Origin of the sequence: Roseospira goensis, assembly GCF_014197795.1 — a bacterium.
GTDB classification, from domain to species: domain Bacteria; phylum Pseudomonadota; class Alphaproteobacteria; order Rhodospirillales; family Rhodospirillaceae; genus Rhodospira; species Rhodospira goensis.
Genome location: NZ_JACIGI010000044.1, coordinates 1 through 23,628 on the forward strand (window position 1 = coordinate 1; position 23,628 = coordinate 23,628).

Below are 23,628 nucleotides of genomic sequence, written 5' to 3' on the forward strand. Positions count from 1 at the left end.
ACGGGGCCTCCCTGGCAGTCTGTGTCGTGTCGCAACTACCAGTGTGTCAGACCGTCCCGTTGTCCGCCCCTCCCCGATTTTCCGTCATGAACCCGAATTCAGCCGCAAGCAGCGGCGCCACGCGGGTTGGGAACTGTGACCAGGTGTCGCGGTGATGGCGCCCCAAATCCCCGAACAGGCGCGCCACGTCCGCCTTGGGCAGGGTCTCGCCCCGCTCCCGCGCCAGGCGCATGGCCCGTTCTTCGGCCTTCAAGCGTTCATGTTCGGTACGCCACGCGGTCAGGTCGGTTGGGGCGCCCTCATGGCTGGCGCCGTATGGCCCGTTTCGAGGGGCACCAGGGGCCATCTCTGTTGCCGGGGCATCGGGACCAGCCGGGCCGGACACGCTCGCTACGGGGCGCCCCCGGCGCCGTGACGGATCGATATTGGCTTCGTACCACGCCCGGGCCTCCGCTTCGTCCAGCTTGCCGTCATCCCGCGTCGGCATTCCGTCCTGGACCAGTTGAGACACCCGGCCGCGTGACAATCCGAGACGACGCGCGAGTTCAGACTTGCTAACCACTTCATTGTCAAGTTCAGGAAGCGGCTTTCCGTCGTCATGCATAGTCTAAATCCTTGTTCTGTTCAGTCTTAAGTTTATCTCAATTCTTGTTCTGACGCTAGCAAAGTGGCGAAACGAATTGCCCGCATCGCTTCATGGGGGGCAAGGACCCGCGTTCCACTGTGAAGCGACGGAGAGTCCGACCTTGGTCCAGCCGGGTCCAACCTTCCTGGCAACGTTGGACCCTCCGAAACCCGCAGAAACCCTTGCTGGGTCCAACGTGTCCAACCTGTCCAACGTAGAAAGGAAGTCTTGCGCACGCGCCCGCGCGCACGCGCGTGATGCCGAAAAGAGGTTGGACACGTTGGACACGTTGGACCCACCGTTGAAAACATTACGTTTTCCCGGTTGCGTAGGTTGGACCCAGGTTGGACCCTCCGACGTGAACGTTGGACCCTCAGGGCTCAGACTCCTTGTCATCTGGGGGCCATGGGTTGTCCAAGCCGTATATCTCCGCGAAATGGACGCGACATTCGTCCAGCGTCGGGAGTTCCCAACAGCGCTTGCGAACCTCTTCCTTCTTGGTCCGGCGGTCTTTCAGAGACGGGACGAGTCGCCGGAGATCCAGGCCGAGTTGTGTTTCGGTAGACCGGCGCCGATCCCCCATGCGCTCCGAGTGACGCACATAATCGTCGAACAGCACGGCCTTCGGGATCGGCGCCGCATACGGTCCCCAGCCCCATTGCTCGCCATAGTCATCCAGGGCGCGGGCAGGTACGCCGTCCATAAGTCGGTCGTACCACCACCGATGAATCGGCGGCATGCTGGCGGCCTTTTGCTCCGCCAGGGCCGCCGTGTTCGGGATGGCGCGCAGGTTGACCGTGGACAGGTCGAAGGCCAGCAGATCACGCAATAGCGCAGACCGGCCGCCCCGGTTGTCCATCTCATCCATGATGGCGCCGAAGTATTCGACGTTCTGCTTGGCATGGTCGGCCACATCCAGGACGGCGAACCGCCGTTCATCGCGGCCAGCGGGCACGACCCAGTCGTGGTTGGACGTGATCAGCACGCGGACCAGATTGGGCAGGCGGATCGGATCGACGTTCTTCCGTTCGACCAGCTGGTGCCCCGAGGTGATGAGCCCGCGCAAGCGACCTTCCGCCCCCTTGTCACCAGCCCAGAACCCTTCGTCGGCCTGCAACAAAAGGCAGCTTTCCATATGGCTGTTGAAGTGCCCAACCAGGTGTTGGGGCTGATCCACCAGGACGTAATGGTGCGCGAACAGCGACCCGACGATTTCGCCGACGATGGTCTTGCCCGTGCCCATTCCGCCCCGCAGGACAAGCGCCGTCCCCGGCTTCTTCTCCGGTTCTTGCACCATCTGGGCGAACCAAGCGAAGACCCAGCGGTACAGGCCTTCGTCCCCGTCGCACACGTTGGTCAGCAGGTGGTCGCGGAACGTCGTGTAGGTTCCTGGTCCCGGCTCCACCGACCACCCGCGCCACAGGTTCAACCAGCCGTCCGGCGCGCCCTGGGGGGCGAACGTGATGCCCTGGAACGTCCGCCGGCCCCACCACCGCAGCCATACGTCACCAAGCGCCTTGTCGGTGTCGCCTCGCTTGATGAACTGATTCCCGAACTCCTCCCGGAAGGCCCGCGTGGTGCGGAAGGCGATGGTGGGCTTGCCGTCAGCGCCGGTCGTGAACTCCACAACGCGGTTCTCGGCGCCGACCTTGACCAGGCCGAACCGCTCGTTCATCTCGTGCAGCGGCCCGTCACCGTCGGGCGACTTGGCCTTGCGGCGCTGCTTCTTGGCCTTTTCGAAGTCAATAGGCTCGCTCATGCCGCCGCGACCTCCTCTTGCATGAGGGTGAGGCGGGGTGTGTCGTCCCGACGTTCGGCCTTGAACCGACGATCCAGGCGATTCGCAAGCTCATACGTGGCGCACACCAGCGAGGGTGGGCCGGACAGGTGCAGGCGCAACGGCCGCCGGCGCCAATCGACGATCACCACCCCGGCGCCGCGCGCCGCCATCCAGGCCAGGGGGTCCGGGTGGACCGGCAATGGCTCGTCCAGGAACATGGCGCGGTCGACCCCCTCGGGGTTGATCAGCACCGCGTCCGCGACCCGGCGCCACCAACGCGAAGGGTCGCGCGGCCGGAAGGCGATCAGGTCGACCGGCGCGAAGTCGACCGTTCCCCACAAAGGGTCCGTGCATTCAAGAGGGGCCTGGTCCGGCAGCACACACACCGGTTCGCCGTCCGGGCTGGGTTCCCAGGTCCCGGCCTTGTGGTCGAGGGCGGCGCGGGTCACGCCGTACCGCATGGGGGCGGACCAGTGTTGAAGCCAGTCCAGCGGCACCCCGAGGGATGCCAGCATGGCGTCATGCCGTTGCGCGACGCGAAGGGCCATGTCCGTGTACTCGGCCGCCAAGTCGATCATGGCTCACCCCCGGCGCGGGCGGCGCGGAAGTCGGTGGCGATCAGGTTGCCCAGATGGTCCAGGGGATCGTCGGCCGGGGCGCAAGCCTCGCGGGGCGCGGGACCGGCTGTCTCGTCGGTGCCCGGCTCGATCCAGCGGCGCCGGAACTGAGGGTTCCGCTCTGGATCGGCCATGCCGGCGAAACGGGCCGAGTCGGTCACGCGACACCGCCGGGCCGTGCGGCCTCATTCTTGGTGCCCAACTGTTTCCGCTGATGGACAGATTCTGTCTGTCTTGGTAGAACGTAGCTCGCACGTTGCATCTCGTAAGTCCTTGACGAGACACACGTTCGGTTGGCGCAGTTCGCTAGGCTTTGCCGTTGTTTTTATTGGATTTCCGGCCCGTTCGTAATGCGTGGGTCGGGGGTTCAAGTCCCTCCTGCGGCACCAGATTTTTCAAGGGGTTAGCAGCCGATTACATCAATATTGCTGCCCTTGTTTTCCGTTTCTCCCGCCGGTGTTTTCCATACTCTCCGGTATGTTTGCGGTCTGTTCCGTCGCGCTTTGCAACAACTGCATTGCCTTTATGGCGCGTCGACGCTGATCGGCTGTGCGCGTGCACCGTCGACTCCTGGCCGAGTCGGCGTGTCCTGTGATGGCCCGGATCGTCTCCGTGTCTGCGCCGGTGTCGGTCGTGCCCGGCCGGGAGCGCAGCCCTGGGACGGCCCCATCTGTGGTCGCACCGACACCCGAGTCATGTTGAACAGCGGCATCCGCGGTGTGGCCGGGCGCACCGATGCCGACCGCCGGCACGGGCTGTACACCGCCATCACGCGCGCGGAGGCAGGGCTGGTGCTGCTGTCATGACCCCCGCGCCTTCACCTCAGACTGGCCGGCCTTGATCCTGACTCGTCAGGATCAAAGCCCTCCGCGGCTTCGCCGCGCCGGCCCCTCTTCGGGTCAAGCCGGCATCGCTGAGCGATGCCAGGGTTGCGCCGGCCGGCGCGACGGAGAGGTGCGTCCTTCCGTCGGCCGGTATAGTGGGCTATCGACGGTCCTCTGACCGGGTGTCGCCGGTCAGCAAGGCGGTGGCCATGTCGGGGACCGCCGCGACGGTCAGACGCGCCGACGCGTAATCGCGCTCCAGAAGGGGCCGATCGAGAAACGGGTGGAACTTCTCCCGCATCAGGGTTCGGGCGCAGGCCGCCAGGGCCAGCGGATCGGGCGCGCGCTCGGCCAGGGCGCCCAGCGCCGCGCGAACCTTGTCCTCCGGTGCCCGGACCATGACCGCGAGTCCCCAGGGCGTGGCCGGCAGCCCGACCGCCGTCAGGGCCAGGGCCAGCGTCTCGGTCGCCACCGTCCCGCGCCAGGGCACAAGAACGGTCTCATCACCGCCCTCCGTCAGGATCGACGACGCGGCCAGGCCGCGCCGGCGGAAGGTCGCGCGGGCCTCGCTCAGGAACCGGCGCGCGGTCGGGTCCAGATAGGCGGGGTGATCGTCCCGCCGGTAGACGTCCCGCATGCGCGCCACGACAGTATCATGCAGATCGCTGGCGTCGCCGCCGAACCGGGGCGGGCGTCCCCGGGCATCGGGCGCGACCAGAATGGTCGGCGTCTTTTCGTCAACGTCCAGAACCCGCCAGCGCCGGCCCGAGAAGATGATGGTCATCTCCGGGACGACGGGAAAGCTGACCGGCAGGGTCCCCAGGGTCTGCCCGTCGCGGACCACGCGGTATTCGGCCTCGGTCCGAAAGACGGCGTAGAAGCCGTAGTGCTCGATCTGGCGTTCGCCGGCCTTGCCGGGCAACAGGGTTCCGTCGGAGACCTGCTCGATCAGGGCCACGTCGGGCTCGCCCATGCGCCGCAACACCGCCGCGAACGTGGCCGGGTCGACGCCCGAAAACGGGCCGGTGCGACACAGCACATGAAACAGCCCCCGAGCGGTGGCGCCGCCCCGCTCCGCGATCACCGACAGCACCTGATGCACCAGGGTGGACAGGTGCAGGGCCTGGGGGCGCGGCGGCTCGCACCATCCCTCGATCAGCAGGTCAACCATGGCGATGGCCTGCACCAGCCCCACGCGCAGGGCATCCAGGATGTGCTGGTTGGCGTCCTGGCTCTTCTCCTTGATGTACAGACGCAGGATGGCCGGCTGACCGGCACGCCGACCCGACCGCCCCAGGCGCTGGCGCAGGCTGGCGACGGTGAACGGCGGGCCGATCTGGGCGACGCTCTCCACCGCGCCGATGTCGATGCCCAGTTCCAGGGTCGAGGTGCAGACCGCCGTGGCCGGGGTTTCGCCGCGCTTCAGGCGATCTTCGACGAAGCCGCGATGGTCGCGCGACAGGTTGGCGTGGTGGGCGAAGAACTCGTTCGGGACCTGGGCGTCCTCGCAGGACCGGCGGAGACGGTCGGCGACCGCCTCGACACTCTGGCGCGACCCGGCGAAGACCAGGTTGCGGCTGCCGCGCAGAACCTTGGCCAGATGGCCGGCGATGGCGCGGTCGGCGGCGGCCTCTTCGTCGTCCGTGTCCGGATCCCCATCGGCGTCCGGCGCGGGCTCCGAGCCCGGGTCCCTCGGCACGCGCACCGCGTACCCCCGCACCTGAAGGCGCAGCTCCTGCCCCTCGGCGCGGCTTTCCAGCACGATCACCCGGGCCGGATCGGCTGGTCTCAGATAGGCCCGCGCCAGGTCCATGTCGCCCAGCGTGGCCGACAGGCCGATCCGGCGCACCGGGCGCCGCAGGGCCAGGTCCAGCCGGTTCAGCAGCGAACGCAGGTGAATGCCCCGTTCAACGTCGAGCAGCGCGTGCAGTTCGTCAATGACGATGCCGTGGGTGGCCCCGAACAGGGTTGGGATCTCCGCGCCGCGCAGGACGAACAGGGCCTCCAGCGATTCCGGGGTGATCAGCAGAATCCCGTCGGGATCCTTGCGGGCGCGGGCCTTGGCCCCGGCCGACACATCGCCGTGCCACCGATGCACCGGCACCGCCAGCCGCTCGCAGAGCTGGTCCAGGCGGCCGAACTGATCGTCGATGAGCGCCTTCAACGGCCCGACATAGACCAGATCGAACCCCGAACCGGGTCGGTCGCGCGTGGCGATCCGGGACAGCAGCGGCAGGAAGACGGCCTCTGTCTTGCCGCCGGCCGTGGCGGCGGCGATGATCAGGTCGTCGTCGCCGTCCAGGATCAACGGGATCGCGCGGTCCTGGATGTCATGGAGCGCGCGCCACCCCTGGTCCCAGATCCAGCGCCGGACCGGCTCGGCCAGCCGGTCGAAGCCGGCGGAGGGGACCGCCGCGGCCGCCTCAGAGCCGGAAGGCGGCGAGGTCATCGTCGTCGCCCGCCGACGCGCCGGCCTTGCCCTCGCGGCCCTTTCCGCCGCCGTCGGTGTCGTCGATGTCGGTCAGGTCGTCGCCCGCCTCGGCCTCGACCGTGACGCTGCCGATCAGGTCGCGCCAGTCGGTGCCGGGGTTCTGGTCCACCACGGACAGCAGATCGACGAACGCGCGCACGGTGTTGCGGGGGGTGCGGAAGTAGGCCGCGCCGATGCGGCCCGAACAGTGGTCCATGAAGGCGCCCAGCGCTTCGTCCGGCACCGGCGGCGGGGCGTCATCCCCGCCCGCGAACACGCGGCGGACGTTCTCCAGCAGCACGTGCAGGTCCTCCGGCGTCAGCGGTTGCAGCCGCAGCACCGGCCCCGACAGGTCCACAAGGCCGTCGCGGGCGAAGGTGTTCTCGGCCAGACGCGATTGCAGCGCCGGATAGCTGTACAGGCCGCGCCGGGTGTCCATCAGGAAATCCGGGGTGCCCCCCATCATCACGCCCAGGTGAGATGCGCCGCCCTGCAGAACGTCGTTCAGGATGCGCAGGATCTGTTCGTAATTGGCGTTGCGGGCCTGGGCACTGGTCAGCTTGTACAGGTTGACCAGTTCGTCGAGCGAAATGACCAAACCCTTATAGCCGGCCTCGCGCACGAACGCGGCCATCAGCTTCAGGTGATCGTAGACCGAGGCGTCGTCGATGATGGTGCGCACGCCCAGGGCCTGACGGGCGTCGGTGCGGGTGGCGTACTCGGCCCGCAGCCAGCGGAGCGCGCGCGCCTTCAGGTCCTCGTCGCCGGTCTCGTGGCCCTCCCAGAAGCGGGCCAGGACGGTGGCGAATTCGTACCCGCCGACGAGCTCCTCCAGATGCGCCAGCCGGGTGCGGATGACGTCGTCGACGCTCCTGTCTTCGGCCCGGGCCTCCTTGTCGGCCTGGGTCACGAAGCGTTCGACGATGCTGGCGAGCGCGCCGCCGTCCGGCTTGGTGCGCGTGGCGATGGTCCGGGTCATTTCCGCGTACAGCGAGCGGGCCTGCCCCCCGGTGGCATGCAGGCGCCGGTCCGGGGCCAGATCGGCGCTCATGACGACGAGCCCTTTCTGCAACGCGATCAGCCGGACGAGGTTGAGGAAGAAGGTCTTGCCCGAGCCATAGTCGCCGATGATGAACCGCAGCGCCGCGCCGCCCTCGGCGATGCGGTCGACGTCGCGGACCATTTCCTCGATCTCACGCGCGCGGCCGACCTGGATGTGTTGCAGTCCCAGGCGCGGCACGACACCGGCGCGCAGGGCCTGCAGGATGGTGTCGCGCTCACGCCGTTTGATGGGCGGCCTGGTCATGGCGGTCTCCGGTCGAGGGGAGCAGATGGGGCTCAAGCAAGTCTGCATAGACCTCGACGTGCTCGTCGTCCTCGATCAGGGCGTCGTCGAACACCGTGAAGGCCCATTCGTTGATGGTCTCCTTGGCGCCTTCGGCCATGTGGCCGAAGTGTCCGGCCAGGGCCTGGAACTCCTCCTGGGTCCAGCGGGTGCGGGACGCCAGCTCCTCGACCAACGGAATCAGGGTGCGGTCGAGGCCGTCGAAGATGGCGGGAATTGGCGACGGCGCCTCGTCCGCTGCGTCCTCTTCGTGGCCCATGGCAAGCGCGGGTTCGGTCGGCGGCGCCTCGTCGCCTTCGTCGGCGAACACCGCGCCCAGGAGGCGGGAGACCTGGGTGGTCTCCGCCCGGATGGCCGAGACGCGGGCGGCATCGAGTGTGGCGCCGCGCTTCTCGGCACGGGGTGGCGGCGGGATCGCATGCTCGCGGATCGCCCCGTCGGCGGGCCGCACGACCACCGGCCCGATATCGACCGCCGCCCCGGCGGCGGACAGGCTATGCAAGGCCGTATAGAGCCCGTCCTTGGGTAGGTCGATCACGGCATAGAGCTTTTCCAGCGCCGCGACTTCGCCGGGATCAATGCCGCCGTCGGCACCGGCGATGGCCACGACCGTCCGGCCGATGACCTGGCGGGCCTCTTCAGGCAGGCTCTGCAGGACCTTTTTCAGGCGTCCGAGGTCCGGGGGACAAACCTGCATCCAGTCCAGGTTGGCATGAAGACGAGCCCGTTCCGCCCGCGATACATCCGGCGCATGATCCACCTGCGCGCGCAGGTGCGCGCGTTCCTCCGGACTGACGGCGCCATCCGCATGGGCGACCAGCATGCCGAGGGTCAGGGCCAGGATCGTGTTCTGGTACGCGGCCCCGGGCGCCTCGACGGCGCACATCCCGTCGGGCAGGCGAAACAGCCGGACAGGCTCGCCCCGTTTGGGCATGCGCAGGGCGTAGCGGGGATCGGGTGCCAGCCCGATGCCCAGCCCGGCCAGGGCATCCGCCGTCGTGGTCAGAGCCCGGCGCCCGATGCGCTCCGGTGCCGTACCCTCGACCTGCGCGATCGCTGTCTCGGCCGGGACAAGGCCGTCGCCGTCCGCCAGGATACCCTCGGCCCAGGCGGCCAGACGGTCGCGTTCCGCGTTGGGCAGATGCGCCGCCAGATCGGCCGGGAGCAGTGCATGGGCGCGCAAGGTCCCCCGTGCGTCCGGGTCCCTGCCCAAGAGGCGGCTGTAGGCATCCAGATCGTCGACGCAGGACTCTGCCATGGGGGCGATGCGGCGAACCGGGGCCGACAGGTGGGCCACCTCGGGCAGGCCCCCCAGCACATCGTCAAAGGCGCGTTCAAAGGTGCCGCTGGCGGCCCGGTACGTGTGCTGAAGGACCCGTTTGGGGCGCGACACGCGAAGGCCGTCCGGATACGCGGCGTCGAACCGGAGGGCGAACAGGGCGCGGACCTCGTCGAAGGCCCGTTTCATCGGCATCCGAACGGTTCGATCCGGGTGGCACAGCCACCAGTTCAGAACCCAGTCGGCATCCAGTGGTTTCTCTTGGGCGACACGGCGCGACAGTCCCAGTGCTGTCGAGACGGACAACCCCGTGCCGATGCCCCGGAAATCCGGTGGCCCATCGGTCGAGCCGGGCTGCAACACCTGCGCACTATCCAGGAAATCCGAAGCATACCTTTGGAAGGACCGGTTTTCGCCATAGAGGGTCAGCAGGCGCTCGACCTCCGCCACGAGGGCCGCCCGTTCCGGGGCGTCGGGCGTCTCCAGAAACAGGCGCCGTTCCAGACCATAGAAGTACAGGAAGACATAGCCGATGGGGCACGCCGGATCGGACCGGCCGGACGCCAGCCAGCGCAGGTAGGCCAGCCGGGACCGCGGCGGGATCTGGTGATAGCTGGGCCAGTAGGACAGCCCCTCCCCGACCAGATCCGGTCCCTGCGACGCCACCGGCAGGCCGGGGTTGATCAGGCAGTTTTCCGGCGTGCCGTGCCGCTCCGACCGCAGATGGCGTCCGACATACACCATGCCGCCAATATCAAGGCCGGCGACCGTGACGGACTGTCCCGGCGGCACCCAGGGCGACGAGCGGCGGCCGGACGGCCGCGCGGAACCGGCTTCGTCGACCAGGGAGCCGGATGGACCGCCGGTCTCGTCGCGGGGCTGGGGCGACGGCCTTGAAGCCCGACCCCTTTCACCCTCCTCCCTACCGGCGCGGCGCGCCGAGGTTGAGCGATCCTCAACGACGGTCGTCTTTCCCGGGCCCGCCGGCGTCTCCAAGAACGGAGCACCCCGCGCGCCGGCGGTCTTTGCCTCCGCGCGGCGAAGCGCCCTGCGTTTCAGCCAGCGGCGCAGAAGGAATACCGGGAGACCAAGGACCAGAAGAACGACGAGGCCAAACACGGCCAGGATCGCGATGGCCATGATGTCGGTCATGCTTGCCGCCCCATGTCGTTCTTGTTTGAAGCACGCCGCGCGTGTGTGGAACGCCTTGGCGAAAAACACTGTATCGCTGTGCACCTTGGGGCATCAAGCCGCTGGGTGTGTCCGGGCTTCGACTTGATCGCCTTTCGGCCCCAACGCCGAGGCGGCGCAGGGCGATTCGGCTCCAACGCGACGCGTCGAAAAGGAATACTGGCGCGCTGGTCGCTGTCGATTCACGATGCTGCGAGTTAAGGCTTGAAGCCGCCCAGATATCGTTGACCGGCGACGGCGTGCCAGCGCACCCTTGAGGCCGCCTTTGGCTCCCAGGCGCGCCGGCAGGACGGGGATAGCGGCGGTCTCGTGGGCCTTGTCGGGCGCCGCGTCCTGGGCCAGCACCAGCCGCCGGATGGATCCCGTCCGTCCTCGCCTGCCTCATTGCACCCCCCCGGACCGTTAACCTGCACTCGATGCCGTGGGGCCCGCGCCACGCCCCTTGTGCGGCGGCGGGCCATGGGGGAGTGTGCCGGCCGTTCCCTCTTGCCCGCGGTCCGATCATGCGTCTGCCGTCCGATCCGTCCCGCCTGCCGGCGATCCCCGTCCTCGACATCGGCGCGGGTGGCGCGCCCGCGCTGCTGGCCGCCGCCCCGGAGCGGGCCGCGCGCCTGCTGGCCATGGCCCGGCGGCGCTATTCCGCCCCGGTGCTGCGCCAGGCCGACCGTCTGTGCGCGCGCTGGCTGGCGCGCTGCGAGAGCCCCTATGCCGAAGAGCTGCACGCCGTGGCGGCGGCGGTGGGCGCCCCGGGAGCATTGGCGCTGAACCTGTCGCACCAGTGGGCCTGCACCAGCGCGGCGGCCGCGGATCCGGACGGCGGGGTGACGCTGTTGCGAACCCTGGACTGGGAGATGCCCGGGCTGGGCGCCGACGCCGTGGTCGCCCGCATGACCGGCCCGGCGGGGGGCATCCTGGCCGTCACCTGGCCGGGCTATGCCGGGGTGCTGACGGGACTGGCCCCGGGTCGGTTCGCGGTGGCGCTCAACCAGGCGCCGGTGAGCGGACCGGGCCTGCGCCCGCTGCGTTGGCTGGCCGACCGGCGCGCGGTGTGGCGCAGCACCGCGGTGCCGCCGGACCACCTGCTGCGTCAGGTGCTGGAAACCGCACCCGACGCCACCACCGCGCTGCACCGGCTGCGCGAGACGCCGGTGTCCGTGCCCTGTATCCTCACCCTCGCCGGCACCGACCGGGCCGAGGCCTGGACCATCGAGAAGGACCGCACCGGCGCGCGCATCCGCCAGGAGCCGCCCATCGCCGCCAACCATTGGCGCCAGGATATCCCCTGCCACCCGCGCGGGCGCGACAGCCTGGGCCGCTGGCAGGCCATGGCGGCGGCGGTCGAGGCCGGCCAGCGCGATTTCGCGTGGCTGCGCCCGCCCATCGTCTGGTCGGCCACCCGGCTGGCGGTGGAGGCCAGTGCGCTCGGCGGTCGCCTTCGGGTCGTCGGCCTGGACGGGGACCGGGCCGTGACGGCGCCCCTGGACCTGACGGACGCGCCCGCCGATGCCGAAGCCCGCGTTTCCCCGGCGCCACGATCCGCCGTGGTGTCGCCACAATAGAGCGGAACGCCCGATTACGGACTCGCATGGTGATTTCGAATCCGGGCGTTCCGCTCTGAAACCAACAGATCACGCCGATTCACGCTCAATATCGGCCTCACCCCGGTGGTTCCGATTTCGAGCGATCGGCGCTAAATCTCGGTTACGGTTACAAAGCCCATGTCCCAGACTCCGTCGTCCGGCCCGGCGCCGGACCTCGCCGCCACCGTCTTGGGCGAGGATGCCCAGGCCCGCCGCGCCCTGCCCCTGCTGCTGATGGGGGCGGTGCTGATCGGGTTTTCGCCGGTGTTCGCGAAGCTGTCGGTGCTGGAGCCGACGGCGACCGCGTTCTACCGCGCCGGGCTGGCCTGGCCGATCCTGATGGCGGTGGCGCTGGCGACCGCCCATCGCGTGCCCCACGGCCGGCGCAAGGCGCGGCCCACGACCTGGGGCGACCACTTCATGCTGGCGGTGCCGGGGGTGGCGTTCTCCGGGGACCTGGCGTCCTGGCACTGGGCCTTGCAGTACACCTCCGTGGCGAACTCGACGGTGCTGGCGAATCTGGCCCCGGTGTTCGTCACCGCCGGGGCCTGGGCGTTCTTCGGGCAGCGCCCCACCTGGCTGTTCCTGGGCGGACTGATGACCGCCGTCGCCGGCGTCGGCCTGCTGGTGGCCGACAGTCTGAGCGTGGGGGCGCCGGATCAGATCGTCGGCGACGGCCTCGGCGTGCTGACGGCGGTGTTCTACGGGGCCTACATCCTGGGCATCGGCTGGGCGCGGTCGCGTTTCCCGACCGCCGTGGTGATGGCCTGGAGCACCCTGCACACCGCCTGGGTGCTGCTGCTGCTCAGCCTGCTGAACGGCGAGAGCCTGGTGATCCCGACGCTGTATGCCTGGGCCATCCTGCTCGGGTTGGCGTGGCTGTCGCACGCCGGCGGACAGGGCGCGATCGCCTTCGCCCTGGCCCATCTGCCGCCCGCGTTCGGCAGCGTCAGCCTGCTCCTGCAACCGGCCGTGGCCGCCTTCCTGGGCTGGCTGGTCCTGTCCGAGCCACTGACCCCCTTGCAGGCGGTGGGCGGCGTCGTCATTCTGACCGGGATCATTGTCGCGCGCCGCGGCAGCGCCCATCAGGCGGGCGTGACCCGCGCGGCGTCGCAAACCCAGGACAGCCGCCCGCCATGACGCCTGCGCACGCGCCGCGCGCGCTTCTGCGCGCCCTGTTCGACGCCGCCGTGGCCGCCGCGGACCCGGCCCATGTGGTGCCGTCGGCGCTGCCGCCACCGCCGCGCGGGCGCGTGGTCGTGGTGGGGGCCGGCAAGGCCGCCGCCGCCATGGCGAAGGCGGTCGAGGACCACTGGCCCGGCGGACCGCAGGCGCTGGAGGGGCTGGTCATCACCCGCCACGGCCACGGCGCGCCGACGCGGGCGGTGCGGGTGGTGGAGGCCGGCCACCCCGTGCCGGACGCCGCCGGTCGCGCCGCCGCCGCCGAGATCCTGCGCCGTGTCGGCGGTCTCGGCCCGGAGGACCTGGTGCTGTGCCTGCTGTCGGGCGGCGGCTCGGCGCTTCTCTCGCTGCCGCCGCCCGCGGTGCCGTTCGAGGACACGCGAGCCGTCACCCAGGCGCTGTTGCGCGCCGGGGCGGCCATCGACGAGATCAACGCCGTACGCAAGCACCTGTCGGCCATCCAGGGGGGCCGGCTGGCGGTCGCGGCGGCCCCGGCGCGCGTGGTCACGCTGGCCATCTCCGACGTCGCGGGCGACGACCCGGCGGTCATCGCCTCGGGCCCCACGGTCGCGGACCCGTCGACCCGTCGCGACGCCCTGGCCGTGCTGGACCGGTACGGCATCTCTGCCCCGGACTCGGTGCGCGCCTGGCTCGACGACCCGGCGTGCGAGACCCCCAAGCCCGGCGAGACGGCTTTGGCCGAGTCGGCGGTGCATGTGATCGCGCGGCCCTGGCCGGCGCTGGAGGCGGCCGCCGCGGCCGCCCGTGCCGCCGGGGTCACCCCCCTGATCCTGGGCGACGCGCTGCAGGGCGAGGCCCGCGAGGTGGCCCGCGCCCTGGCCGGCATGGCGCTGTCCTGTGCCGCCCACGGCCAGCCGGCGGCCCCGCCCTGCGTGCTGCTGTCCGGCGGCGAGCTGACGGTGACCGTGCGGGGCTCCGGCGGGCGGGGCGGCCCGAACGCCGAGTTCGCGCTGGCGCTGGCCCAGGCCCTGAACGGGGCACCCGGCATCCACGCCCTGGCCTGCGACAGCGACGGCATCGACGGCAGCGAGGACAACGCCGGCGCCCTGATCGGCCCCGACACCCTGGCGCGGGCCCGCGCGGCCGGCGAGGATGTCGCCGCCCGCCTGGCCGCCAACCAGTCGTGGGATCTGTTCGACCGCCTGGGCGACCTGGTGGTCACCGGGCCGACCCGAACGAATGTCAACGACGTCCGCGCGATCCTGATCCATCCTGCGGGCGGATCGGTTCCCTGACCGCCCTCTGATCGCCCTCGAACCGCCGTGGAGCCGGCCCGCCGCCGCTCCGCCGTCCCTCCGTTTCCGCCGGGGATCGCCGCCACATGACACGCTCCCGTTGCGCCAAGATCGTCGCCACCCTGGGACCGGCCACCACCACGGACGGCACCATCGAGGCCCTGGCCCGCGCCGGCGCCAGCGTGTTTCGGCTCAACTTCAGCCACGGCACCCATGCCGAGCACGAACGCCGCTTCAACGCGGTCCGGCGGGTGGAGAGGGCGCTGGACCGGCCGCTGGCCGTGCTGGCCGACCTGCAGGGGCCGAAGCTGCGGGTCGGCTCGTTCCTGGGCGGCAAGGCCCGGCTGTCCACGGGCCACACCTTCCGGCTCGATCTGTCGCCGGAGCTGGGCGACGCCACCCGCGTGCACCTGCCGCACCCGGAGATCTTCCGCGCCCTGGAGCCGGGCACCGATCTGTTGATGGACGACGGCAAGCTGCGCCTGCGGGTGGAGACGGCCACCGACGCCGAGGCGGTCACCCGGGTCATCACCGGCGGCACGCTGTCGGACCACAAGGGGCTGAATGTACCCAACGTGGTGCTGCCGATCTCCGCCCTGACCGAGAAGGATCGCAGCGATCTCGCCTTCGCGCTGGAACTGGGGGTGGACTGGGTGGCGCTGTCGTTCGTGCAGCGCCCCGAGGACGTGGCCGAGATCCGCAAGCTGGTCGCCGGCCGCGCCGCCATCATCAGCAAGCTGGAGAAGCCGAGCGCGCTCGACAGCCTCGACCAGATCATCGAGCTGTCGGACGGCCTCATGGTTGCGCGCGGCGATCTGGGGGTGGAGATCCCGCCCGAGCGCGTGCCGCCGATGCAAAAGCGCATCATCGGCGCCTGCCGGTCCGCCGGCAAGCCGGTGGTGGTCGCCACCCAGATGCTGGAGAGCATGATCCACGCCCCCACACCGACCCGGGCCGAGGCCTCTGACGTCGCCAGCGCCATCTATGAGGGGGCCGACGCGGTCATGCTGTCGGCGGAAACCTCGATCGGCGAATACCCGGTGGCCGCCGTGTCCATCATGTCGCGGATCATCGACCAGGTGGAGGGCGACGAGCACTTCCGCGACGTCATCGACGCCGGCCGGCACGAACCCGAGAACAGCGCCGCCGATGCCATCTGCGCCGCGGCCCGTCAGGTGGCGGCCACGCTGTCGGCCAGCCTGATCGTTTCGTTCACCTCGTCGGGGTCGACCGTGCTGCGGGCGGCGCGCGAGCGTCCGACGGTGCCCATCCTGTGCGTGACCGCCCACCCGACGGTGGCGCGGCGCATGGCCCTGGTCTGGGGCGTCACCGGTGTCGTGACCGAGCAGGTACCGTTCTTCTCCGACATGGTGGTCAAGGCGCTGGGCATCGCCCGCGATCGCGGCCTCGCCGCCAGCGGCCAACGCGTGGTGCTGATCGCCGGGGTGCCGTTCGGCCGGCCCGGCACCACCAACAACCTGCGCATTGCCTGGGTGGATTAGAGCCGATTGTTCGAAATCGGAACCGCAGATGCGGTCCGATTTCGAACATGAATCGGCTCTAAATTATTGATTTTACAGCCGATTATCGCGACAAACCGAAGTCGCGCCGCGCGCCCGGTTTGTCGCAATCGGCTGTCGGGCCATTCGTCGGGCGGACTCAGGAACCGGCGCTCCCGTTGGCGCGCGGTGAGGACGTCGGGGCCGGGACGAGGGTCACCTGGACGTCGACCGGCGGCGCCGTGTAGGGCGCCGACGTGACCAGCACGCGGGCCCCGGCGCGGGCATAGGCGGCCGCATTGCCGGCGTGAATGCCGCCGGCGGCCGCCAGGCAGGGCGCGGGCGCCGGCCCCAGGCGGGCGCCCACGTCGGCCACCTGCGCGGGCGTGAACTTCTCCAGTTGCAGCACGTCGGCGCCGTGCCGGGCCGCCGCCAGGGCCTCGGCGACGGTCGCGACCTCGACCACCACGCGACGCTCCGGGCAGGCGTGCCGCAGGGTGGCGATCTGGCGTGCCAGGGCCTCCTCCACCCCGCCCTGGGTCCCGCCCACGGCCCGGTGCTCGGGGAACAGCAGCACGGTATCCGACAGCCCGGTGCGATGCAGGCTGGCCCCGCCCGCCAGCACCGCCTTGGCCGACAGCGCCCGGGTGCCCGGCACCGCCTTGCGGGTACAGGCCACCAGCGCCGCCGGGTGGCCGTCGCGGGCGGCCGCGACCAGGGCCGCCGCCCGGGTCGCCACCCCGGAGGCCCACTCCACCAGGGTCTGGGCCACCTTCCAGCCCAGCAGCAGCGCCTCGGCCGGCCCCTCTGCCTCCAGGATGGGCTCGCCCGGGGCCCGCGCCGTGCCGCTGGCGGCGTCGATCCGGACCGTGGCCCCGGTCAACTCCAGCAGGCGCGCGGCCTCCTCGGCCCCGCACAGGGTCATGGCATCGCGGGCCGCGAAGGTCATGCGCGCCGACACGGCGCCCAGCTCCAGCACCCGGCTGGTCAGGTCACCGTAGGGCGCATCCTCGCGCAGCAGCGCCCACAGGGCGCCATCGTCCAGTACCCGCAGGCTCGCCATCTCCGTCTCCTCCTGACCGCCAGGACCGGCTCTATAGCACGACGGGCGCCGCGGAGGCGCCCGTTCATGCCCGCCTCGCGCGGATCCCGGGATCAATCCGCGCCGGCGGCGGCCGTGGCGAGACGGTCGGCGCGGCGGCCGAAGTGAAGCCGGTCCAGCCGCACCGTGGTCCAGATGGTGCGGACCTGCAGATACGCCAGCGGCACCATCAGGGCCAGATGCAGCAGGCTGTACTTTTCAACCAGGCCGCCCTTCACCAGCCCCAGATGCAGGAAGAACATGCCGAACACCATCATCGCCACCCCCGGGCAGATGAGGGCGTAGGACCCCGCGCTGAGCCGCGCCCCACCCAGGTACTGGCGGAAGTAGTCCAGCCGAGTCATCACCGCCCAACCCAGCAGGCCGAACAGGATCTGCACCGACAGGATCACCGCCATCAGCGGCAGCCAGGCCCCGTGCCCGACCGCCTCCGGCCACAGCACAGGCATGCCATGCGACAGCCGCACCAAGGCGATGCCGGAGACCGTCAGCACGGGAATGACGATCCACAGCGACGGCGCGGCCTCGGGGGCGATGCCGTGCTCCTTGACGTCGCGCAGGCCCATGACCAGCCAGGCCAGCCCCAGGATGCCGGCCGCCGACAGGAAGAACACCGAGCCCAGGAAGCCCAGCGCCACCGTCAGCGGGGTGTGCGACATGGCCGCCGGGGCGGCGAAGCCGACCGCCACCATGACCAGCGCGAAGGTGGCGATGAGCTGGCCGAAGCCGGCGGTCTCCGGGCCACGGTAGCCGCCTTCGGTCAGCAGGCGGGTGAGGTAGCGGGTCAGGATGCGCAGCGCCAGCCAGCCCATCGCCGCGAATCCGGCCAGGGCGGCGGGGAACAGCCACTCCACCACAGACCACAGGCCGGGCACGAACAGCGCACCCAGGATGAACATCACGTTGATCGACATGGCGCCGGCCAGCGGCCCGGCCATCATCGTCACCTCGGCGCTGCCCCCGGGTGCGCAGGTGCCGTGCGCCCGGCGGGTGGCGACACAGGCGCGCAGGTTCCAGACCATCAGGCGGTAATGCCGTCCGGCAAACCACAGGATCCCCGCCAGCGCGACGGCCACCAGGGCCGAAACGGCGTCGGCGCGGGCCAGCGCCCCCGCCACGGCGCCGAAGGTGGGAATCGGGGTGCCGGGGTGCGGCAGCAGGAACATGAGATAGATGAAGAAGGACACCGCCAGGCCGCCGTTGCCCAGCGCGGCCAGGAAGTAGTTCGGCGAGTAGGCGGTGTCGGCGTGACAACGCGGGGATGCCATCGTCGGGCCTCCGTCGGGTGGGATGTGAACCGTGGCCCCCTTCAGACACGACCGGCCGCCCGGTCCGCATTGAGAATTATCAGATTCTAATATAAGAACAGCCTTAATTACAGGGCCGCGGCCTCGCCCGCGCCTACGGGCGATCCACCAGCGCCACCCCCTTGACCATGGCGTGGATGGGCTGGCCGGCCGCCAGCCCGAGCAGGTCCCAGGACTTGCGTGTCACCCGCGCCAGCAGCGGCGCGCCGGCCCCGTCCGCTCCCAACGCCAGGACCACCGTGACCAGGTGTCCGTCCGTCGGCTGCGCGCCGGTGATCCGGGCCGGCAGCACGTTGAGGATGCTGGACGCCCCCGCGGCCGGCGGGCTCCGGCACAGGCTCACGTCCGACGCCAGGATACGGAGCCGCCGGTGGGTCCCCACGGTGCCGGCCTCGGCCGGCACGACCAGCCGCCCGCCCGCCACCGCCACCGTCGCGAGGCCGTAGGCCGGGTCGTGGTCGATCACCACGGCGTCCAGCACCTCGGCGGCCTCCGGGGCCCGTACCAGCGGCAGCGCCGGGTCCGCGAGCAGGTCGGCCAGCGGCCCCACCGCCCGCACCCGGCCGTGCTCCATCAGCACCAGGGTGTCGGCCAGCCGCTCCACCTCGGCGATGTCGTGGCTGACGTAGAGCACCGGAATGGCGAGCGCGTCGTGCAGGGTCTCCAGGTAGGGCAGGATGTCGTCCTTGCTGGGCCGGTCGAGCGCGGCCAGCGGTTCGTCCATCAGCAACAGGCGCGGTTGCGACAGCAGCGCCCGGCCGATGGCGACCCGCTGGCGCTCGCCACCGGACAGCACCGCCGTCGGCCGCGCCAGCAGGCGGGCGAGACCCAGCAGGTCCACCACCTCGTCGAAGGCCACCGGGGGCGCCGCGTCGTCGTCGCCCTGCCGCGCGCGCCTGAGCCCATAGCGCAGGTTCCCGGTGACCGACAGGTGCGGGAACAGGCTGGCCTCCTGGAAGACATAGCCCACCGGGCGGCGGTGCGGGGCCCGGAAGCGGGGGCCGTCCTGCCACACATCCCGCCCCACCCGCAGCACGCCGCCGGGCAGCCGCGTCAGGCCGGCGACACAGCGCAGCACCGTGGTCTTGCCGCAGCCGGAGGCGCCGAACAGGGCGGCGACCCCGCGCGCCGGCACCTCGAAGCGGGCGTCGAGAGCGAACGTCCCCAGCCGCCCGGCGAAGGCCGCCGTGATGGTCTCGCCCCTCATCGCGTCTGTCCGCCCCAGCCCAGGCGGCGTTCCACCAGCCGCATGGCCAGCAGCACCGTGAAGGAGAAGCCCAGCATGCCGGCGGCCAGCACGTGTGCCTTGTCCCACTCCAGCGTCTCCACGTAGTCGTAAATGGCGATCGACAGCACCTTGGTTTCGCCCGGGATGTTGCCACCGATCATCAGCACCACGCCGAACTCGCCCATGGTGTGGGCGAACCCCAGGATGGCGCCGGCCAGGAACCCGGGCCGCGCCAGGGGCACCGCCACGGTCCAGAACGCCGCCCAGGGCGAGGCCCGCAGGGTCGCGGCGACCTCCAGCGGGCGATCCCCGATGGCCTCGAAGGCGTTGCGGATCGGCTGCACGGCGAACGGCAGCGAGTGCAGCACCGAGGCCACCACCAGACCCTCGAAGGTGAACGGCAGGCCCTGGCCGAACACGCCCTCGATCGCCTGCCCCAGCGGGCTGGAGGGGCTGAAGGCGACCAGCAGATAGAACCCGAGCACGGTCGGCGGCAGCACCAGCGGCAGCGTGACCAGCGCCCCCACCACCTCCTTCCACGGCGCCTTCGACCGCGCCAGCCACCAGGCGATGGGGGTGGAGACGACCAGCAGCACGACGGTCACCACCGCCGCCAGTTGCAGCGTCAGCCAGACGACAGTCGCCATGGCACCGCCTAGCCCCGGCCGTCGTCGTCGAGGCCGTAGCCGTAGCCGGTGATGATGTCCCGCGCCACCGGCCCGCGCAGGAAGTCCAGGAAGGCGCGCGCGGCGACGCTGTCGGCGCCGGCCCGGAGCAGCACGGCATCCTGGCGCAGGGGCGTGTACAGGTCCTGCGGCACCAGCCAGCGAGAGCCGTCCGTGTGGCCGACGATCTGGGCCAGGGCGACGAACCCGAGCGGGACGTTGCCGGTCACCACGAACTGGTGGGTCTGCATGATGGTGTCGCCCTGGACCAGGCGCGCCCGCAGGGCGTCGGTCAGGTCCAGGGCCGCCAGGACCTCCAGCGCGGCCGCCCCGTAGGGCGCGGTCACCGGGTTGGCGATGGCGAGGCGGTCGACGTCGTCCGCGGCCAGCGCCACCGCGCCGTCCGTCCCGATCCGGTCGGGATCGGGGCTGTACAGCGCCAGCCGGCCGAGCGCGTAGGTAAACCGGCTGCCGGACACCGCCAGCCCCTCGGCCTCGGCCTTTTCCGGCCGCGCCACATCCGCCGCCAGGAAGGCGTGGAACGGGGCGCCGTGGGCGATCTGGGCATACAGCTTGCCGGTCGACCCGAAACTGAAGGTCACGCTGTGCCCGCCCTCGGCCTCGAAGGCAGCGCCGATGTCCCGGGCGGCGGCGGTGAAGTTGGCGGCCACCGCGATCAATGCCTCTTCGGCGCGGGCTGCCGGGGCGGCGACCAGGAGCAGGGCGAGGCCCAGGCCAAGGGCGCGCGCGCGGGCGCGGACTCGTGTGGTCATGGTTGTGGTCATGGTTGTGGTCATGGTGCGGGGTCCCTGTTCGATCAGTCGGCCGGGTTGCGCGGTCCCGGCACGGTGTTCTCTCAAAGCTAAGCCGCATCATGACCGTGCCCGCAAGGGGCTTTTCGCACCTGCGAACGTGGGCCATGCGCGCGCCCACGCCGGAGCGCGGGCGCCAGATGGTCCTTCGCGGTCCCCCGCTCCCGCGGGGGACCTTCCCTACCTTGGTCCCACGCTCCCGCGTGGGACCGCCGCGCGCCGGCCGACCGCCCCCGCAGGAGCGGGGGCGGGAGTTTCCTATGCTATCTCGGTCCCCCGCTCCCGCGGGGGACCTTCCCTGTCTGGGTCCCACGCTCCCGCGTGGGACCTTCCCTACCTTGGTCCCACGCTCCCGCGTGGGACCGGGCGCTCACCCCTCGGCGTCGATATCCAGCCCGACGTCCAGGCTGGGCGCGCTGTGCGTCAGCCAGCCGACGGAGATGATATCCACCCCGCTGACGGCGATCGCCGCCACGCTCTCCGGGGTGACGCCGCCCGACGCCTCGGTCACGGCGCGCCCCGCCACCCGGTGCACGCCCTCGGCCAGCACCGCCGGTGTCATGTTGTCGAACAAGATGGCGTCCGGGCCTTCCGCCAGCGCGGCGTCGAGTTGGTCCAACGAGTCCACCTCGACCTGGATCCGCGTCATGTGGCCGACCCGCGCCCGCGCGGCGGCGATGGCGGGTCCGATCCCCTTCATCAGGGCGATGTGGTTGTCCTTGATCAGCACCGCGTCGTCGAGGCCGAGCCGGTGGTTGGCGCCGCCGCCCATGCGCACGGCGTACTTCTCCAGGGCGCGCAGGCCCGGCGTGGTCTTGCGGGTGCAGGCGATGCGCGCCCGCGTGCCCCGGACCGCCGCCACCATGGTCGCGGTGGCCGAGGCGATGCCCGACAGGTGCCCGACGACGTTGAGCGCCACCCGCTCTGCCGTCAGGATCGCCCGCGCCGGTCCCACGATCTCCATCAGGGCCTGCCCGGCCCGCACACGCGCCCCGTCGGCAACGGACGGGCGGCAGGCCACGCCCGCATCCAGCAGCCGGAAGGCCAGCGCCGCCGCCCCCAGCCCGGCCACCACACCGTCGGCGCGCGCGGCCAGCACCGCCCGCGCCGCGAGATCCGCCGGCACCAGGCCGTCGGTGGTGAGATCACCGCCGCGGCCCAGATCCTCCAGCAGCGCCGCCCGCACGACCGGCTCCACCATCACGTCCGGCAGCGGCCCCGGCACCGCTCTGTCTGCGACCGCCTCCATCACCGCACCGCCAGCATGCGCTCGACCGGCACCCGGGCCCGGTCGATCAGGTCCGCGTCCAGTTCGACGCGAGGCGCCAAGGTCTCCAACGCCCGGCGGATCTTGGGCAGCGTGATCCGCTTCATGTGCGGGCACAGGGTGCAGGGCTTGACGAACTCCACCTCGGGCAGTTCCGCGGCCACGTTGTCGCTCATCGAGCACTCGGTGACCAGGAACACCCGCTCGGGCCGCTCGCGGCGGACGTAGTCGATCATCTGCGCCGTCGAGCCCACATGGTCGGCGGCGTCCAGCACCTCCGGCGGGCACTCCGGGTGGGCCACCACGGCGACGCCGGGGTAGCCCGCCCGGAATGTGCGGATCTCGTCGGCGGTGAAGCGTTCATGCACCTCGCAGGTGCCGCGCCACGGGATGATCTCGACGGCGGTGTGCCGGGCCACGTGCTGGGCCAGGAAGATGTCCGGGATGAAGATGACGCGCGCCACCCCCAGCGACTCCACCACCCGCACCGCATTGCCGGAGGTACAGCAGATGTCGGCCTCCGCCTTCACCGCGGCCGAGGTGTTGACGTAGGTCACCACCGGCACCCCGGGATGCGCCGCCCGGAGCGCCCGCACGTCGGCGGGGGTGATCGACTCCGCCAGCGAGCAGCCGGCGCGCGGATCGGGGATCAGCACGGTCTTGTCCGGGTTCACCAGCTTGGCGGTCTCGGCCATGAAGTGCACCCCGGCCACCACCAGCACGTCGGCGTCGCAGTCCGCGGCTTGGCGCGCCAGCGCCAGCGAATCGCCCTGGATGTCGGCAACGCCGTGGAAGATCTCCGGCGTCTGGTAGTTGTGGGCCAGCACGACGGCGTTGCGAGTCTCCTTCAGGGTCCGGATGGCGTCGATCTCGGGCGCGTGGAGCGGCCAGTCCATCGGTGCGATCAGATCCTTGAGGCGGTCGTACACGTCGGCGGTGCGCGCCTCCGCCGCCGGATCGCAGGGCAGCGGGGCCGGGTCGAGGCCGGTCAGGGCTGTCATGACACCTCCCTTGTACTCTGTTTGAGCATTATTGAGGGTTGAAAACAGGGCCGAGGCGAGGGTCGGCCCTTATGCTCAGGTAGAGTATATGATGCGTCGCCGACGGTTCAAGGGGCGGCGTCCAGGGCCAGCAGTTCTCACTCCAGCACTTCTCAGGCCAGCAGTTCTCAGGCCAGCAGTTCTCGGAATGGGCTGGTGCCGCGATGGGGCATCGTCATGTGCTGGGGGGGATGATGAGGGCGGAGCTCAGCGTGGCGGTGGCGAAAGCGGTTGCAGAACAGCGTTCGAACACAACTGCCAACCGCTAGTGCCAACCAAAGGAAAGGGTTGCTGACCCATCGGCCGGCAACCCTTTGATTCTGTTGGTAGCGGAGGAGGGACTTGAACCCCCGACACGCGGATTATGATTCCGCTGCTCTAACCAACTGAGCTACTCCGCCGTAACGAGGCCACGGTGTATACAGGCGGCCGAACCATGGTGTCAAGGACCCTGCAGCCGTTCTCAGGGCTCCGAACTCGGATTACAGAAAGTTCATGGTGAGGTGGTCCACATCACGGAGCTTTCATGATTCGCTGTGCCATCCGATTGCGGCGGCGG

Annotated in this window: 18 protein-coding genes and 1 tRNA gene; 4 read left to right on the forward strand and 15 right to left on the reverse strand. The window is 70.6% G+C overall.

The window, feature by feature from the left end; translation table 11 throughout:
* Positions 1 to 46: 46 nt before the first annotated feature.
* From GGD88_RS16645 to GGD88_RS16675, 7 genes are all read right to left on the reverse strand, one after another.
* Positions 47 to 604 (reverse strand): hypothetical protein, encoded by a 558-nt coding sequence (locus GGD88_RS16645; protein WP_184437556.1) that lies wholly within the window; start codon positions 602 to 604, stop codon positions 47 to 49.
* Between the two features lie 394 nt (positions 605 to 998).
* Complete coding sequence (locus GGD88_RS16650) at positions 999 to 2,384, reverse strand: primase-helicase family protein (RefSeq protein WP_184437558.1); 1,386 nt, start codon at positions 2,382 to 2,384, stop codon at positions 999 to 1,001.
* Positions 2,381 to 2,983: a type 2 periplasmic-binding domain-containing protein gene (locus GGD88_RS16655; protein WP_184437560.1), complete on the reverse strand. Its 603-nt coding sequence runs from the start codon at positions 2,981 to 2,983 to the stop codon at positions 2,381 to 2,383. The genes GGD88_RS16650 and GGD88_RS16655 overlap by 4 nt, the downstream gene beginning before the upstream one ends.
* A complete protein-coding gene (locus GGD88_RS16660; RefSeq protein ID WP_184437562.1) occupies positions 2,980 to 3,183 on the reverse strand; it encodes a hypothetical protein in 204 nt (67 codons plus the stop codon). The genes GGD88_RS16655 and GGD88_RS16660 overlap by 4 nt, the downstream gene beginning before the upstream one ends.
* A gap of 823 nt (positions 3,184 to 4,006) precedes the next feature.
* The gene (locus tag GGD88_RS16665) at positions 4,007 to 6,295 is read right to left on the reverse strand and encodes a DEAD/DEAH box helicase (RefSeq protein ID WP_184437564.1); all 2,289 of its coding nucleotides are present in this window, start codon (positions 6,293 to 6,295) and stop codon (positions 4,007 to 4,009) included.
* Complete coding sequence (locus GGD88_RS16670) at positions 6,270 to 7,622, reverse strand: ATP-binding protein (RefSeq protein ID WP_184437566.1); 1,353 nt, start codon at positions 7,620 to 7,622, stop codon at positions 6,270 to 6,272. Before GGD88_RS16670 ends, GGD88_RS16665 begins: the two co-directional genes overlap by 26 nt.
* On the reverse strand, positions 7,594 to 10,161 hold the full coding sequence (locus tag GGD88_RS16675; RefSeq protein WP_184437568.1) for a TerB N-terminal domain-containing protein: 2,568 nt from the start codon (positions 10,159 to 10,161) through the stop codon (positions 7,594 to 7,596). The genes GGD88_RS16670 and GGD88_RS16675 overlap by 29 nt, the downstream gene beginning before the upstream one ends.
* 473 nt (positions 10,162 to 10,634) lie before the next feature.
* Between GGD88_RS16675 and GGD88_RS16680 the strand changes: the two genes are divergently transcribed.
* From GGD88_RS16680 to pyk, 4 genes are all read left to right on the forward strand, one after another.
* Positions 10,635 to 11,690 (forward strand): Ntn hydrolase family protein, encoded by a 1,056-nt coding sequence (locus tag GGD88_RS16680; protein WP_184437570.1) that lies wholly within the window; start codon positions 10,635 to 10,637, stop codon positions 11,688 to 11,690.
* A 159-nt stretch (positions 11,691 to 11,849) separates the two neighbouring features.
* Entirely contained in the window at positions 11,850 to 12,851 is a 1,002-nt protein-coding gene (locus GGD88_RS16685) for a DMT family transporter (protein ID WP_184437571.1), read from the forward strand.
* Entirely contained in the window at positions 12,848 to 14,149 is a 1,302-nt protein-coding gene (locus GGD88_RS16690; RefSeq protein WP_184437573.1) for a glycerate kinase type-2 family protein, read from the forward strand. Before GGD88_RS16685 ends, GGD88_RS16690 begins: the two co-directional genes overlap by 4 nt.
* An 86-nt stretch (positions 14,150 to 14,235) precedes the next feature.
* A complete protein-coding gene (pyk, locus tag GGD88_RS16695) occupies positions 14,236 to 15,651 on the forward strand; it encodes a pyruvate kinase (RefSeq protein ID WP_184437575.1) in 1,416 nt (471 codons plus the stop codon).
* 157 nt (positions 15,652 to 15,808) lie between these two features.
* On the opposite strand, the gene modD is transcribed toward pyk, so the two are convergent.
* From modD to GGD88_RS16735, 8 genes are all read right to left on the reverse strand, one after another.
* Positions 15,809 to 16,711, reverse strand: coding sequence for a ModD protein (gene modD, locus GGD88_RS16700; RefSeq protein WP_221237202.1), 903 nt, complete (start codon positions 16,709 to 16,711; stop codon positions 15,809 to 15,811).
* 92 nt (positions 16,712 to 16,803) lie between these two features.
* Positions 16,804 to 18,018 carry a TsoY family (seleno)protein gene (locus tag GGD88_RS19205; RefSeq protein WP_184437578.1) on the reverse strand — a complete coding sequence of 405 codons (1,215 nt, stop codon included), beginning with the start codon at positions 18,016 to 18,018 and terminating at the stop codon, positions 16,804 to 16,806.
* A 133-nt stretch (positions 18,019 to 18,151) separates the two neighbouring features.
* Positions 18,152 to 19,264 carry a molybdenum ABC transporter ATP-binding protein gene (modC, locus tag GGD88_RS16710; protein WP_184437579.1) on the reverse strand — a complete coding sequence of 371 codons (1,113 nt, stop codon included), beginning with the start codon at positions 19,262 to 19,264 and terminating at the stop codon, positions 18,152 to 18,154.
* Complete coding sequence (gene modB, locus GGD88_RS16715; RefSeq protein WP_184437586.1) at positions 19,261 to 19,932, reverse strand: molybdate ABC transporter permease subunit; 672 nt, start codon at positions 19,930 to 19,932, stop codon at positions 19,261 to 19,263. Before modB ends, modC begins: the two co-directional genes overlap by 4 nt.
* An 8-nt stretch (positions 19,933 to 19,940) precedes the next feature.
* Positions 19,941 to 20,723, reverse strand: a complete 783-nt coding sequence (gene modA / locus GGD88_RS16720) for a molybdate ABC transporter substrate-binding protein (protein ID WP_184437588.1) — start codon at positions 20,721 to 20,723, stop codon at positions 19,941 to 19,943.
* A gap of 409 nt (positions 20,724 to 21,132) precedes the next feature.
* The gene (nadC, locus tag GGD88_RS16725; RefSeq protein WP_184437590.1) at positions 21,133 to 22,011 is read right to left on the reverse strand and encodes a carboxylating nicotinate-nucleotide diphosphorylase; all 879 of its coding nucleotides are present in this window, start codon (positions 22,009 to 22,011) and stop codon (positions 21,133 to 21,135) included.
* The gene (gene nadA, locus GGD88_RS16730) at positions 22,011 to 23,030 is read right to left on the reverse strand and encodes a quinolinate synthase NadA (protein WP_184437592.1); all 1,020 of its coding nucleotides are present in this window, start codon (positions 23,028 to 23,030) and stop codon (positions 22,011 to 22,013) included. Before nadA ends, nadC begins: the two co-directional genes overlap by 1 nt.
* Before the next feature lie 363 nt (positions 23,031 to 23,393).
* Positions 23,394 to 23,470 (reverse strand) — tRNA-Met (locus GGD88_RS16735).
* Between the last annotated feature and the right edge of the window lie 158 nt (positions 23,471 to 23,628).